Source organism: Clostridium sediminicola, assembly GCF_050402865.1.
GTDB classification, from domain to species: domain Bacteria; phylum Bacillota; class Clostridia; order Clostridiales; family Clostridiaceae; genus Clostridium_AF; species Clostridium_AF sediminicola.
Window position 1 is genome coordinate 23,328 of record NZ_BAABMF010000006.1, and the last position, 13,631, is coordinate 36,958.

At 30.7% G+C, this 13,631-nt stretch carries 13 protein-coding genes and 1 riboswitch; of the genes, 1 reads left to right on the forward strand and 12 read right to left on the reverse strand.

From position 1 onward, the window contains the following. Nucleotides 1-85: 85 nt before the first annotated feature. The 11 genes from ACQ3F0_RS11765 to ACQ3F0_RS11815 form a co-directional block, all read right to left on the reverse strand. On the reverse strand, nucleotides 86-1,411 hold the full coding sequence (locus ACQ3F0_RS11765; RefSeq protein ID WP_428865450.1) for a cobyrinic acid a,c-diamide synthase CobB: 1,326 nt from the start codon (nucleotides 1,409-1,411) through the stop codon (nucleotides 86-88). 106 nt (nucleotides 1,412-1,517) lie between these two features. Further along, nucleotides 1,518-2,357, reverse strand: a complete 840-nt coding sequence (locus tag ACQ3F0_RS11770) for a sirohydrochlorin cobaltochelatase (RefSeq protein ID WP_428865451.1) — start codon at nucleotides 2,355-2,357, stop codon at nucleotides 1,518-1,520. Nucleotides 2,358-2,444: 87 nt separating this feature from the next. Continuing rightward, nucleotides 2,445-3,719 (reverse strand): glutamate-1-semialdehyde 2,1-aminomutase, encoded by a 1,275-nt coding sequence (hemL, locus tag ACQ3F0_RS11775; protein ID WP_428865452.1) that lies wholly within the window; start codon nucleotides 3,717-3,719, stop codon nucleotides 2,445-2,447. A 3-nt stretch (nucleotides 3,720-3,722) separates the two neighbouring features. Continuing rightward, nucleotides 3,723-4,691 carry a porphobilinogen synthase gene (gene hemB / locus ACQ3F0_RS11780; protein ID WP_428865453.1) on the reverse strand — a complete coding sequence of 323 codons (969 nt, stop codon included), beginning with the start codon at nucleotides 4,689-4,691 and terminating at the stop codon, nucleotides 3,723-3,725. Between the two features lie 102 nt (nucleotides 4,692-4,793). Next, the gene (gene cobA / locus ACQ3F0_RS11785; protein WP_428865454.1) at nucleotides 4,794-6,269 is read right to left on the reverse strand and encodes a uroporphyrinogen-III C-methyltransferase; all 1,476 of its coding nucleotides are present in this window, start codon (nucleotides 6,267-6,269) and stop codon (nucleotides 4,794-4,796) included. A 10-nt stretch (nucleotides 6,270-6,279) separates the two neighbouring features. Beyond that, nucleotides 6,280-7,152 carry a hydroxymethylbilane synthase gene (gene hemC, locus ACQ3F0_RS11790; RefSeq protein ID WP_428865455.1) on the reverse strand — a complete coding sequence of 291 codons (873 nt, stop codon included), beginning with the start codon at nucleotides 7,150-7,152 and terminating at the stop codon, nucleotides 6,280-6,282. After that, nucleotides 7,121-7,801 carry an NAD(P)-dependent oxidoreductase gene (locus ACQ3F0_RS11795; protein ID WP_428865456.1) on the reverse strand — a complete coding sequence of 227 codons (681 nt, stop codon included), beginning with the start codon at nucleotides 7,799-7,801 and terminating at the stop codon, nucleotides 7,121-7,123. Before ACQ3F0_RS11795 ends, hemC begins: the two co-directional genes overlap by 32 nt. Then, a complete protein-coding gene (hemA, locus tag ACQ3F0_RS11800; protein WP_428865457.1) occupies nucleotides 7,759-8,955 on the reverse strand; it encodes a glutamyl-tRNA reductase in 1,197 nt (398 codons plus the stop codon). Before hemA ends, ACQ3F0_RS11795 begins: the two co-directional genes overlap by 43 nt. Nucleotides 8,956-9,134: 179 nt before the next feature. Further along, a riboswitch (cobalamin riboswitch) is annotated at nucleotides 9,135-9,311 on the reverse strand. Nucleotides 9,312-9,429: 118 nt separating this feature from the next. After that, a complete protein-coding gene (locus tag ACQ3F0_RS11805; RefSeq protein ID WP_428865458.1) occupies nucleotides 9,430-10,446 on the reverse strand; it encodes a C39 family peptidase in 1,017 nt (338 codons plus the stop codon). 27 nt (nucleotides 10,447-10,473) lie between these two features. Beyond that, nucleotides 10,474-11,577 (reverse strand): GGDEF domain-containing protein, encoded by a 1,104-nt coding sequence (locus tag ACQ3F0_RS11810; RefSeq protein ID WP_428865459.1) that lies wholly within the window; start codon nucleotides 11,575-11,577, stop codon nucleotides 10,474-10,476. Nucleotides 11,578-11,691: 114 nt separating this feature from the next. Beyond that, the gene (locus tag ACQ3F0_RS11815) at nucleotides 11,692-12,360 is read right to left on the reverse strand and encodes an FMN-dependent NADH-azoreductase (protein WP_428865460.1); all 669 of its coding nucleotides are present in this window, start codon (nucleotides 12,358-12,360) and stop codon (nucleotides 11,692-11,694) included. 297 nt (nucleotides 12,361-12,657) lie between these two features. On the opposite strand from ACQ3F0_RS11815, the gene ACQ3F0_RS11820 reads away from it, so the two are divergent. Further along, nucleotides 12,658-12,813 carry a hypothetical protein gene (locus ACQ3F0_RS11820; protein WP_428865461.1) on the forward strand — a complete coding sequence of 52 codons (156 nt, stop codon included), beginning with the start codon at nucleotides 12,658-12,660 and terminating at the stop codon, nucleotides 12,811-12,813. 128 nt (nucleotides 12,814-12,941) lie between these two features. On the opposite strand, the gene ACQ3F0_RS11825 is transcribed toward ACQ3F0_RS11820, so the two are convergent. Next, nucleotides 12,942-13,595, reverse strand: a complete 654-nt coding sequence (locus ACQ3F0_RS11825) for a transaldolase family protein (RefSeq protein WP_428865462.1) — start codon at nucleotides 13,593-13,595, stop codon at nucleotides 12,942-12,944. Nucleotides 13,596-13,631 lie beyond the last annotated feature (36 nt).

Genomic DNA, 13,631 nt, shown 5'->3' on the forward strand with positions numbered 1-13,631 from the left:
TTTTCTTTTAAAAATATGAGGCTTTAATCATTTTTTAAAAGAAATTAGTAGAAATTATTCTTAAACGATCCCTTCCCTTAACTTATCACTTGTCACTTGTCACTATTTTCTCAATCAGTTCTCTAATAAACTCTACATTACTAAAAAAGTGCACATGCCCATATGCCGCCACCGTGTTTTTCTTTACGTATCCGCATTCCCAAGTTTTAAGTATTCCTTCATAATTAACTTTCTCCAACTTATAAACGCTGTTTTCCTTAAGGTCAACATAAGATTTATGGAATTCGTGAGTTCTTATTTTAAGTCCTGTCGGTAATAAGTGATTTTCATTAACTACTTCGATATCTGAATATCCGAAATTCTGAAGTCTTTTAGTCATATGAGCTTCACCTTTGAAGAATCCAACTGTCTCATGTCCTTCTATTGCTTCTGTTAGGTACATCAATCCACCGCACTCAGCATAGCAATGAAGACCTTCTTCTAATGCTTCTTTTATACTTTTTAGCATACTTTTGTTTCTGCTTAATTCTTCAATGAATACCTCAGGATATCCCCCTCCAATATATAAGAAGTCAATATCTTTCGGAAGTTCTTTATCATTTAGTGGACTGAAAAATACTATTTCACCAGCTTCACTTAAAAGTTCTAAGTTTTCCTTATAATAAAAGCTAAATGCTTTATCGTAGGCAACACCTATTTTTATATCTTTGTTCTGAAGCTTAAAATCTTCATTATGAAAGCTTTTATCTTGGAATATTTCTATCAATCCATCTAAATCTACATGCTCTTCAATAAGCCTTGCACACAATTCAATCTTACTATCTAAATCTTCTATTTCACTACTTTGAATCAATCCTAAATGTCTGCTTCCTAAAACCAACTCTTCATTCTTTGGAACATATCCAAATACCTTAATTCCACAATTCTTCTCAATAGCTATTTTCAAAAGCTTATAATAACCTGCAGCAATATTAGTTAGGATAACCCCAGCAATTTTTACATCACTATAATTTATTATTCCTAATATCTCAGCACACAAAGTATTAGATACAGCCTTTGGTGAAAGAACCAATACAACAGGTACATCTAATGTTTTAGCTAAATGAGCTGTTGAGTACTCTGATGTTATTCCTTTTCCATCATAAAGACCCATAACACCTTCAATAACTGCCAAATCTCCCTCTCCTCTGGCAAAAGAAGCTTTAACCCCTTCCTCTCCCATTAGAAATAAATCAAGATTTCTAGATTTATTTTGGAGTACATGACTATGAAAAGCGGGATCTATATAATCAGGACCTGCCTTAAATCCTTGAACTTTGTAACCTCTATTCATCAAAGCCTTCATTAATCCAATTGTAACTGTAGTTTTACCTCCACCGCTGGAGTTGGAGGATATTAGTAAACTCTTCATTTAGTTCTCCCTCTTAGCTTTACTGGCTTATTTTAGTACACAGACTTTATCCAATGCACAATTATGAATTCACAATTATTTCTTTTTAATCACTGTGAACTGCGCACTATTTTTTCCTTCCCTTTTGGTTCTTCCCAACTTCTAAGTGCTTATCTTCAATAATATCTGATAAATGGTTTATATAAATATCTTGGAATTCTTTTATTTCTCCAAGTCCATGAAGATGAATGTTAACTTTAACTCCAAGTTCTTCTAGAATTGATTTCCATGAATCTTCATCATCAGATGCCATATCGTTTTTAGCATGCTCACCTGCAACTAACATTAATGGCATTAATGTAACTTCTTTTATATTCTTTTTCTTAACCCAATCAACAACACCATCTATTGTTGGATAACCTTCAACATTCCCAATAAATACATTGTCATAGCCGTTATCTTCTAATACATTTTGAAGACAAGAATAGCAAGCATTGGCAAAATGCATTGTTCCGTGACCCATAAAAATGAAATTATCTTCTTTATTGATAGTTCCTTTTATAGCATCTATAACAATCTGATAATCATCAGGAGCTTCTTCGTCGATTCCTTTGAAGTATAATGCCGGTCTTCCAACTCTGATTTTCTTGAAAGTTCCCATATGAGTATGTTGATGTGCTATAAGTTTTATATAATCAAACTCTGTTCCAGGAATAACGTGAAGAGGTTGCATAAATACTTCATCATAGCCTTCATTCTTTAATTTCTCAAGAGCCTCTTCCGGAGTATCTACGTGTATTCCATCTCTCTTCTTTAAAACATTTATAATTATATGAGCTGTAAAAGCTCTTCTTATTTCGTAATCTGGAAACTCTTCTCTTATTCTATCTTCTATTCTTCCTATGGTTAATTTCATAGTATCATCATGTGTAGTTCCAAAGCTAACCACTAGTATTGCTTTTTTCATCCTCTAAAACCCCCAAAAATTTAGTGACAAGTGACAAGTTAAGAGTGACAAGTTCTTGTCACTTGTCACTATTCCTTTTAATCTTTTTTATACCTCAAACTTATCCATTGCAGCTAAAAATGCATCTATATCCTCATCCGTATGCGTAGTATTTATAAACATTGCTTCAAACTGTGATGGTGCTATGTTTATTCCTTCTTTTAGCATATGTAAGAAGAATTTCTTGAACATATCTGTATCACATTTCTTAGCGTCTTCGTAGTTTTCAACTTTTCCTTCTTCGTTGAAGAACATAGTCATCATTGCGCCAACTCTATTTATGAATAGAGGAAGATTTTTCTCTTTTGCAATTTTCATTGCACCTTTTTCTAATTTATCTCCTAATGCTTCTAACTTCACATATAGATCAGGATTCTCGTATAGTTTAGTTAATGTAGCCAGTCCTGCTGCCATTACTATTGGGTTTCCTGACATTGTACCTGCTTGGTAAACTGGTCCCATTGGAGATAATTTCTCCATGATTTCTCTCTTTCCACCGTAAGCACCACATGGAAGTCCACCACCCATGATTTTTGCGAATGTAGTTAAGTCTGGTTTTATTCCGTATATGCTTTGAGCTCCTTTATAGGCTACTCTAAATCCGCACATTACTTCGTCGAATATAAGTACACTTCCGTTTTTGTCACATAATTCTCTAAGTCTTTGTAAGAATTCTTTTTTAGCTGGAATTACTCCCATATTTCCTGCAACAGGTTCAAGGATTACTCCCGCTATTTCATCTCCTAATTTTTCGAAGATTAATTCTATATTTTCTATATCATTGTAATTTGCTATTACTGTATTTTTTATGCTTTCTTCTGGTACTCCTGCACTTCCTGGAATTCCTTCTGTCATAACTCCAGAACCTGCGCTAATTAAGAATCCGTCAAAGTGACCATGATAACATCCTGCAAATTTTATGATTTTGTCTCTTCCTGTGTATCCTCTTGCAAGTTTAACAGCACTCATTGTTGCTTCTGTTCCTGAGTTAACCATTCTCACCATATCAAAGTTATCTAATGTAGTACACATATGCTTTGCAAGTTTTAATTCAAGTTCAGTAGGTGTACCAAAAGCAATTGCATTTTCTGCTGTTTCTTTTATTGCTTTTACTACATCTTTATCACAATGTCCAAGTATCATTGGTCCCCAAGCACCAACGAAATCTATATATTTATTTCCATCTTCATCAAATATATAAGCACCTTCACCTTTTTTAATAACTGGTGGATTTATTTCCATATCTTTAAATGCTCTAACTGGGCTATTTACTCCCCCTGGCATATATTGTTTTGATTCTTCAAATATTTCATGTGAATTCATTCTTTAGTCCTCCTTCAACCATTTTGAAGCTTGTAATGAATAATAAGTAATTATCATATCTGCTCCCGCTCTTTTAATTGAAAGAAGCATTTCAAGAGCAACTTGTTTTTCATCAATCAAACCCAGTACTGCAGCTGCTTTTACCATTGAATATTCTCCACTTACACTATAAGCTGCTATTGGAAAATCGAATCTATCTCTTGCCTGTCTTATAATATCTAAGTATGATAAGGCCGGTTTCACCATAATTATATCTGCACCTTCTGCTATATCATCTTCCATTTCTCTTATAGCTTCTCTTGAATTAGCTGGATCCATTTGATAAGTTTTTCTATCTCCAAAGCCTGGTGCTGAATGAGCAGCTTCTCTGAATGGACCATAAAATGCAGAAGAATATTTTGCACTATAACTCATTATAGGAACATGACTATATCCATTTTCATCTAATTCTTTTCTCATAGCGTAAACTCTACCATCCATCATATCTGATGGTGCCACCATATCTGCTCCAGCCTGTGCATGTGATAATGCGATTTTAACTAAGTATGGTAGTGACTTATCATTGTCAACTTTGTGACCATCAATTATTCCACAATGACCATGGCTAGTATATTGACACATACAAACATCTGTAATTACATAAAGCTCTGGACTCAATTCTTTTATTTTTCTTACAGCTTTTTGAACAATTCCGTTTTGATCAAAAGCAGAAGAAGCAATCTCGTCTTTTGTATCTGGGATTCCAAATATTATTACCCCTTTAACACCAGCTTCATTAACCTCTTTTACAATCCCATCAAGCATATCTATAGAATAATGATAATTGCCAGGTATTGTAGTAATTTCTTCCTTAATTCCCTCGCCCTCAACAACAAAAATAGGCAAAATAAAATCATCAGGACTTAATTTATTCTCTCTAACCATTGCTCTAATTGCACTTGTTTCTCTTAACCTTCTATTTCTACTAAACAAATTTCTTACCTCCAGTTCTATTCAATGCACAATTGTTGTAGATTTTCTGTAAGAAAATCCTCCTTAATTGTGCATTTCTTTTTAATCTCTGTGGACTAATTTCTATCCTCTACAGTTTTTCTTAATTTCTAATAGTTTTTCTATCAACCCTTCACTACTGTATTCCTCGCAAACAAAGGCTTCTATTCCATTATCCATTAGCTCTTTATTTGTTATTGGTCCAATTGCTAGTGAATTTTTCTTTTTAAGTTCTTCTAATCCAATCATTTTAATCATATTTCTTACTGTTGAAGGACTTGTGTATAGAACAATATCTACATCTTCAAATGCTCTTTTGTTCACTAAGTCTCCCATTAAAGTATCATAAACTGGTACTTCATCAACGTGACATTCTAAATCTCTTAATTCATCTACTAAATATGGTCTTGCAATTTTTGCTCTTGGAATTAATATTTTCTCTCCGCTCTCAACTTCAGTCTTCAAGCTTTCGAACAGTGACTCTGCAACAAAATGTTCTGCTTCTATTTCTGGGATTATTCCTCTGTCTTTTATAGCCTTAGTTGTAGCAGGTCCAATTGATGAAAATATAGCTTTAATTTTTCTAATATCATAGTTTACTTCTTTTAGATAATCAAAGAAGGCATTTACCCCATTAACACTAGTAAAAATTATATGATCATAATTTTCTAATCTATATATGTACTCCTCAAGATTTTCAGCTGTCCTTTGTATTTTGATAGAATTTATTTCTGTAACTTCTGCTCCAAGTTTTATTAATTTCTCTGTTAAAGACTTTGCTTGCTCTTTTGTTCTTGTTACGCAAACATTTAGTCCAAATAAAGGTTGTTTTTCTTTCCAATTTAATTCTGAATTTAATTTAACAACATCCCCAACCACGATTATACAAGGAGATTGTAATCCTGCTTCTTTTACTTTTACGCTTATATTTGTTAAGTCTCCTACAACTTTTTTTTGCTTTGCCGTTGTACCTCTCATAATTACAGCACAAGGAGTTTTTTCGTCTTTACCTCTTGAAACTAATTGCTCAATTATTCCATCCAAGCTTCCTAGTCCCATTAAGAATACTAAGGTTCCTTCACAAGTTGCCACTGCATCCCAGTTGATGTTTAGCTTTTTAGCACTCATTCCTGTGAATACATGAAAACTTTGTGCCAAGCCTCTATGAGTAATTGGTATTCCTGCATAATTTAAAACTGCAATAGCAGAAGTGATCCCTGGAACTACTTCAAACTCTATACCTTCATCTATAAGTCTTAAAGCTTCTTCGCCACCTCTTCCAAATACATAAGGGTCTCCCCCTTTAACTCTTCCTACAATATGACCTTTCTTAGCTAATTCAACCATTAAGTCATTTATTTCATCCTGAGTCTTATAATGAGCACCAGGTTCTTTCCCTACATAATAAACTTCGCAATCTTCATTAATATGTTTTAAAATATTACCGCCAGCTAGTCTATCGTACATTACCGCAGTACACTCACCTAGAATTCTAGCTGATTTTAGTGTCATTAGTTCTTCATCTCCAGGGCCAACACCCATAAGGTAAACTTTGCTCATATCTATCTCCTTAACCTTCTAATATTTTTCTTGCAAGTTCGCGTCCAAGTTCTTTGCCATTATCTTTGTGTCCAGATATTCGTTTTTTAACTACTTCTCCATTCAATTCATAAATACCTATGATATTCATTTTATCTCCATGAAGGGTAGCATGAGCTCCTATACAAATATGGCATCCACCATTAAGTTCTCTCATATATGCTCTTTCCGCTTCAACACAGATTCTAACTTTATTATTATCTAGTTTTCTAAATATATCTGCATTTTTACTTTTTGAAACTATTTGGATTCCTAAAGCTCCTTGTCCGATTGCTGGAACCATATCCATTGGGTGAAAATAATCTGTTATAACATCTTCCATTCCTAATCTTTTAAGTCCTGCCGCCGCTAGTATAATTCCATGAAGATTTTCCGTCTCAATTTTTTTTAGTCTGGTTTGAACATTTCCTCTAATAGGTACTGTTTTGATATCTGGTCTTAACATTTTTAATTGTTTTTCTCGTCTAAGGCTACTAGTTCCGATTACAGCACCCTGTGGTAATTCTCTAAAATGAATGCCCTTATTTCCTATAAACACATCTCTAACATCTTCTCTTTCAGGCATAGCTGCAAGTTCAAATATTTCATTCATTTCATAAGGAACATCTTTCATACTGTGAATAGCTGCATCCCCTTCTTCATTTATAAGAGCTAATTCAATATCTTTTGTAAATAATCCCTTACCACCAATCTTATTTAAAGACACATCTAATCTTTTATCGCCTTCTGTAACTATCAAGAGTTTTTCACTATCTAAATCAAAATTCTCCTTTAATAGCCCCATAACATATTCAGTTTGAACCTGTGCTAACTTACTCTTTCTGGTCGCCAATTTTATATTCAAAATTTTTCCCTCCATAGAACATTTTCAAAACTAAATCCGCTTTTTCTTTTGAAAACATGTATTTAAAATCTTCACTTGATATAAACTCTAATATTTCTTTTTTGAACTCACTCTCTTTGGCTTTCTTTCTAAGTCCTACTGCATAACCAACAAAATCATCGTACTCCATTAAATTATCTTTGATTACTTTATTTAAGTATCTGCTAATTCTAGGACTTCCTCCCTTTGTGTGAATACTATATCCGATATTCTCAGTTTCTCCACTCATAGGCATTATAAAGTTTCCCTTTTTAAAATCTGTACAATTTAAATATAATTTTGAAAGGTTTTCGCAATCCTCTATAATTTCTTTAAGTTTTTTATCATCGTTAATCGCAATAATTATAAGATGCTTATCATTAATATAACTTTTTCTATATTCATCTTTTATAATTTGTAAATTATTATTTTGAGATAATTCATAAAACTCTTCTGAAATTTTTTTAGATATAACCGTTACTGAGCATGTTTTTTTCAATAATGTTTTGGCTTTTATAAGAGCTGCTTTTCCTGCACCGATTATTAATACTCTCATGCCATTTGATATTAATGAAATTGTGGCATAATCTATTTTTGAGGAAAGAATATCTTTTCTATTATGTTCAAGCATTCTTCGCCACTACCTTTCAATTGTTCCTCTTTTAGTACTTCTATGGCTCGATTTATATAAAAATCTGATGTACTTTTTATCATTGTTTTTGCTAACTCATCTGGATTCTTTGTATACTTTTTATTTTTAAAAGTATTGAATCTTCGCTGACTTACAGATTCACTAAGGTTTTTCATATCTTTTATATAAGGAACTATATCCATTATTAGTTCATAGTCTCTATATTCGTGAATATATTTATCTAATATTTCTCTGTTTTGCTCCATTATTTCTTTTCTTTTTTGCTTGTTCTCATTATCCATAAGAGAAATTCTATCTATATCAATTACTTCTACTTTCTGAAGTTCTTTTACTTCCTCTTCCACATCTCTAGGAATTGCCATATCAAAAACAAGGAATTTTTTATGGGGTAATTCGTCTTTCTTTACAATTATATGTGGCGATGATGTACAACTTATTATGCACTGAACATTATTATAATTTTGAACTTTTTCATGAAATGAGATATATTCTATTCTTGAATCCTGTGATTTATAGATTTCTTTATTTCTTACAACTATATATAATTTCTCTAATCTATCATTGGTCAGGTATTTTTCAACAAGCTTACCTACCTCACCATAACCAATTAACATGTATTTTGACACATTTCTTTTGTAACTCTCTTTAGCTACAATAGAGGAAGATGATATTGGAATTCTGTACATACCACTTTTCCATCTAAATTCTTTTCCACAAGTTATTGCTAGCTGAAAAAGCCTATGTAATGCTTTACTGATACTCTTATTTTTCTTTGATATCTCAAAAGCAGTCTTTACTTGTGAGAGTATTTGATCTTCTCCAAGTATTTTTGAATGAAATCCACATGTCACTTCCATTAAGTGATGAACTGCTCTTTCCTCTTCACGAAAAAATGTATATTCTTTAAGACTTTTATCCCAATTCAATTCTTCAAAAACTTTATCAACAGCTCTTTCTCCTATTACATCAGAATCAAAATAAATTTCCGTTCTATTACATGTGCTAAGAATTACAGAGCCTTTTGAAAACTTATTTATGCTATCTAAAGCTCCCTCAATTTGCTTATTTAATATTGAAAGTTTTTCTCTTATTGAAATATCTAGGTTATGTCTCAAACCTATAATTTGAATCATGATAACACCCCATAAATATCAATTTTGCTGCGCAAAATTCTCTGCTGTAAACTGTCTAAGTTTTGATTTCCCAAAACAAAAAACCTCTGCTATAAACAGAGGTTTGTATTCTATGACTTATACCATAATTATATTTTTTAATAACTATAGCTGTGAAACTCACTTCCCTCCGAAGTATCTGTTCTTAATAATCGCTGGCAGGTCTCCTGACTTACACATCACTCTCCTCCCACCTTCCCAAACTAAAAGTTCAGTGGTCCCGGGATTCGTCTTTGTTTACAGTAACGGGGGCTGTAGCAGACTCTCACTGCTTTCCCTATTAAACTTATAAAAAGTACCAAGATTATTCAATATTCTATTATGACTTCATTATACATTATTAGTATTCGCCAAACAATAAATATATTTTAGTTTTTTGTATTATTTATATATATAAATAGAAATAAAGCTAAAATTAATAATAAAAATAATAATTTATAAATTATTATTTTTTTCTATAATTAACAACTTATCATACCATACTTTAGATGCTCTGATTACTTCTTCTTCTTTGTAATATCTGTCTTTTCCTTTATATGTTCCATCTGAATAAGTTTCATTCCAACTATTTGGGTCGTATACTTCAAAATACATCTTATCATCAACTACTATATATCCTTTTACTATAATAAAATGTCCACTGGAACCCCAATAAAATCTATCAACATGCTCTTCATAGGAATCTTCATTTATAGATATTTCTCCTGATTTTATTCCTAATAGCATTATATTACCTTTATCTAATTGTGAAATTATAAATTCTTTTGTTACATTTAAATGCATTTTTGATTCTATACCATAGCTTTTGAGATAATTTTGAACATCTTCAGTAAACCATCCACCATCATCGCCATAGTGTAAATTCCTAGCATCCTCAGCATATCCTTGGAAATTTTCATCTGCCCATTTACCAAGCATTTCTGCACTAGCTGGTCCACAGTTTGTACTAGAATATTTTCCTGTGTTTGCTTGGTCAACATACCAATCATATTCTTTATCATTGCTAACCTTTTCAGTCATATATTTTCCAAGACCTAAAGATTGTTCAATGGGTAATTTATCTATTAAAAATTCTGTTTTGATCTGCTCATTTAACTTACCGAAATATCTTCCTTGAACATCGTCAACTTGAAAAGTGTATTTTTCTCCTAAATTATAATTACTTTCAGCTGGTTTAATAACTAAATTTTCACTATCTGAAACTAAACTATAGCTAAGAGCAACTGAATTACCACTGGAATCCAGAACTTTTATATTATTTTTGGTCTTTTCATCTAAAACTATACCAGTGCTAAACTGTACATTTATAGTCTTATAATCATCAATATAGGATATTTTTTCTACTTCAATAGGTTCCATAAAATAATATTTAAATCCTATACCTGAAGTTATAAGTAATAAAAACATTAATATAAATAATATTTTACTAAATATGTTTTGTCTTTTTCTCATAATAATCTCCTATATATAAAGTCATAATTAGTTAAAAATAATTTCGTTACCGCCCTCTTTTTTAGCTCTTTTTAGATATTTATTAACTCTAACTAATAAGTCTTCCATACTCTCTCCTTCTTGAGGGGACGCCACACCAAAACAACATGTTATAGTTCCTACATTACTAAAATAATGGTCCCAAATACCCTCTTTTATACGTTTAGTTACATTCAAAGCTATTCTTGTATCTACACCAGACAGTAGTATTACAAACTCTTCTTCACCCCATCTAGCAAATACATCATTACCTCTTATAAAAACCTTTACCATCTTTGTAATTTCTCTTAAAACTTTATCTCCTACAGATTGTCCCAATTCTAGGTTTATTTTTTTGAAATGATCTATTTCAAACATAACTATAGCAAGATTTCCTTTATGATTTTTATAATAATTAAATAATCTTCTATATTCCTCATCAAATTTAAATCTATTACTTATTTCACTTAATTGATCAATTATTGAAACCTGCGAGAATTTCTTTTCCGTTAAATATTGAACCCTTTTATAGCTTGAAATTCTAAATGTTAATACACCAATAAATAAAATGTTTATCGTAACATAAGATATTGTTGCCAAAAAATGCATAACCTCGATATCTCCTATTACTGCATAAGAAAAAATAAAATAAGATATTGCAAACATCAATGAAACTATTAAAGAATTTATCCATTTATTGGGTAGCAAAAAAATTCCTATCATAATAACAATAACTTCAAAACAATGAATAAAATAATCTGAAAATCCGTTTAAATATGTACTTACTAAGTAAACCACACAAAAAATCACTTCATAAAATGTAAACCATTTTTTTAAACCATTATAATTTTTAGATTTTTCTATCACAATTATCAAAGAAATACTACACAATAAAATAGCAATCCTCATATATGTGGTTATATTTAGAATTGCTTTACCATCTAAAACGTTATTTAAAGTTCCATATGCGATATATGCTATAGAAATTATTAATAGTATAATCTGTATATGTTTCTTAAAACTGCTTATTTCACTTTCAAAAAACTCTTTCTCTAGTTTTTTATCAAATATTCCTCCAATTATTGTAACAGGTTTCTTACCCTTAGTTATCAAAAAATCACCTCATAAAATTTTGCAAGTATATAAATATTATATCATTATATATCGGCTATACATACAAACATTATACCATCAAACAAAGAAAAAAGTAGTAAAATATACCACTTTTTATCTATTTGATGATACTAATTGTCTAGAAATTTTGTTTATTACATTATCCATTTCTTTATAGGCTTTCTCTATAGCAACTTCTTTACCAATTTTAGGATCATCAACTCCTTCAACCAATATTTTTTCAAATTTATTTATACCTAAAAATTTAAATATATCATGACAATAGTTCACCCCATGATTATATTTCCAGCCTAAAATTATTGGAAAATCGCCTCCAGATGATTGAATATAAACCATATTTCTCTCTTTATCATCCAAAAGACCTTTTACTTCTTCAGGATCCACCTTAATAACTTTATTATGTTGGATAATACAGTCAAGATATCTTTTAAGCCTTGATGGAAACATAACACTCCACATTGGCGCGGCAATTACATAAGTATCAGCACTTAAAAATTGATCACATAATTGATTTATTCTATCAACTTCTTTGCGTTCATTATCAGTCAAAGCTTCATATTCTTCGCCAGTTACAAGTTCAGCTCTTCTTTTAAAAAGTTTATAATTAATTTCTGGTATAAATTCATTGTATAGATCTAATTCCATGAGTTCGTAATCTGGGTTCTTTTGCATAAACCTGTTTACAAATTCTCTTCCTACCTTTTTGCTTGTAGATAATTCTTCTGGTTTTGAGTTCACTGGGATATATAAAAGTTTTTTCAAATAAATCACCTTCCCTTATTGTTCGTATAATTATTTTTCGTTATAGAAAAATAATTATACAAATAATATAAAAAAAAGGATAATAGTTAGAAAATTTTGCATTTGTTTAGATTTATCATATAAATATAAACATAGATTTAGTAGCAATTCATTAAATATTAACAAATTGTTTATATGTAAATGTTTAAAACACCCAGAATCGCCTTAGATGACGATTAATGAGCTAAAATCGCATTTGAAAGTCCGTATTTATGGTCTTATAATTATTCTTATATTATTATTTAGGAGGAACTACATATGATTTGGAAAATATCTAACACAATTGAATTAGGTGTTTCAATTGGTTCAATAATATTAGCAAATAAATTTTGGATTGCTGGTGCAATTGCTTCTTTCACTATGTTATTATTAATCTACTCAATTTTATTAAATGGAATCAAAAAAGAAAATTAAGGTAGTTAGCTTTAATTCTTTTAAGATTAACAGCTAACTACCTCTTATTATTCGTCTAAGGAATATTAAATTATGCATTTTTATAATCTTATTATATTTTCATACCTAAGTATAATCAATGAAATTGATTACTTATTATAATTCTTATCTACTTTATCCCAATCTACTTGAAATTGTTCTACCCCTGATACTGTAAGAGAATGATAACATGCTTCTTTTAATAAATTATAAGGTACTGCCGCATAATCTGCTCCTAGCTTTGCTATCTCTTCTAGATGATATAAATTTTTTATACTAGCTGCTACAACCTTTGTATTATACCCTTTTTCTTTTATTACACCACAAATATCTTTTATCAATTTTAATCCATCAACACCAATACCTTCATTTCTACCTATAAAAGGAAAGATATAATCTGCACCAGCATTAATAGCAAGCATTGCTTGATTTAAATCAAAAATTAATGTAACTGCTGTTTTGACACCTTTTCTTCTTAACTCTTTTACAAGTCGTAATCCAATTTCCGAAAAATTTATTTTTATAATAATATCATTAGATATCTCTAAAATTCTATCTACATCCTCACGCATTACTTCTATATCAGTTCCAATTACTTCTGCAGTTAAAATGTCTTCTGTCTTTTGTCTCATAGTAGCTAAAAAGTCATAAAAATTAACCTTTTCTTTGGCATACATTGAAGGATTTGCAGTAACTCCCTGAACTCCCATTAATAAAGCACTATCTATTTCTTTCACATTTGCTGAATCTATTAAAAATTTCATATAATTCATCTCCCATTTATATTCATATTCTTAGAA

What these genes read in the sequence shown, in the direction of transcription:
- ACQ3F0_RS11765 (WP_428865450.1), bottom strand. Translation starts at nt 1,411, where the DNA reads ATGAAGAGTTTACTAATATCCTCCAACTCCAGCGGTGGAGGTAAAACT.
- ACQ3F0_RS11770 (WP_428865451.1), bottom strand. Translation starts at nt 2,357, where the DNA reads ATGAAAAAAGCAATACTAGTGGTTAGCTTTGGAACTACACATGATGAT.
- hemL (WP_428865452.1), bottom strand. Translation starts at nt 3,719, where the DNA reads ATGAATTCACATGAAATATTTGAAGAATCAAAACAATATATGCCAGGG.
- cobA (WP_428865454.1), bottom strand. Translation starts at nt 6,269, where the DNA reads ATGAGCAAAGTTTACCTTATGGGTGTTGGCCCTGGAGATGAAGAACTA.
- ACQ3F0_RS11795 (WP_428865456.1), bottom strand. Translation starts at nt 7,801, where the DNA reads ATGCTTGAACATAATAGAAAAGATATTCTTTCCTCAAAAATAGATTAT.
- hemA (WP_428865457.1), bottom strand. Translation starts at nt 8,955, where the DNA reads ATGATTCAAATTATAGGTTTGAGACATAACCTAGATATTTCAATAAGA.
- ACQ3F0_RS11805 (WP_428865458.1), bottom strand. Translation starts at nt 10,446, where the DNA reads ATGAGAAAAAGACAAAACATATTTAGTAAAATATTATTTATATTAATG.
- ACQ3F0_RS11820 (WP_428865461.1), top strand. Translation starts at nt 12,658, where the DNA reads ATGATTTGGAAAATATCTAACACAATTGAATTAGGTGTTTCAATTGGT.
- ACQ3F0_RS11825 (WP_428865462.1), bottom strand. Translation starts at nt 13,595, where the DNA reads ATGAAATTTTTAATAGATTCAGCAAATGTGAAAGAAATAGATAGTGCT.